Genomic DNA, 766 nt, shown 5'->3' with positions numbered 1-766 from the left:
CCACGGCCCCGGCGTGAGCGGCGCGCCGGCCCGCGGCCTCGTCGTGGCCGCGGCATCGAGCCATTCGGGCAAGACCGTCCTCACGCTCGGGCTCGCCGCCGCGCTCCGCCGGCGCGGGCGCGCCGTCGCGGCCGCAAAGTGCGGCCCGGACTATATCGACCCGAAATTCCTCGAAGCCGCGTGCGGCCGCCCCGCGGTCAATCTCGATCCCTGGGCGATGAGGCCCGACCGGATCCGGGCCCTCGCCGCCGGCCAGGCGGAGGGCGCCGATCTCGTGCTCGTGGAGGGCGTCATGGGCCTCTATGACGGCGGCACCGCCGGCGCCGGCTCGACAGCCTCGCTCGCGCGCATGCTCGGGCTTCCCGTCGTGCTGGTCGTCGGGGCGGAGGGGCTCGCGCAGTCGGCCGGCGCGGTCGCGGAGGGCTTCGCCCGGCTCGCGGAGGGGTTCGAGGTGGCGGGCGCGATCGTCAACCGCGTCGGCTCGGATCGGCACGCCACGCTGGTGCGGGAAGGCTTCGCGCGCACCGCCGTGCCCCTTCTCGGCCTCGTCCGCCGCGATCCGGCGCTCGTCCTCCCGTCACGGCATCTCGGCCTCGTCCAGGCGGGCGAGCACGCGGCGATCGGCGATCTGGTCGGACGCGCCGCGGACGCCGTCGCCGCCGGCTGCGATCTCGACAGCATCGCCCTTCTCGCCGTGCCGCTCCCGGCGGAGCCGGCGGCTTCGGCGCGGCCCGCGCTCGCGCCGCCCGGCCAGCGCGTGGCGGTC

Annotated in this window: 1 protein-coding gene; it reads left to right on the top strand. The window is 77.5% G+C overall.

What is annotated here, in order from left to right:
* Positions 1-766 (top strand): cobyrinic acid a,c-diamide synthase CobB (locus E4O86_RS23035; RefSeq protein WP_161142861.1); only part of this gene is annotated, 766 nt, incomplete at both ends.

Source organism: Propylenella binzhouense (genome assembly GCF_009866965.1).
Classification (GTDB): domain Bacteria; phylum Pseudomonadota; class Alphaproteobacteria; order Rhizobiales; family Afifellaceae; genus Propylenella; species Propylenella binzhouense.
The sequence above is the reverse complement of the archived record's forward strand: the minus strand, read 5'-3'. Positions and strand labels throughout refer to the sequence as shown.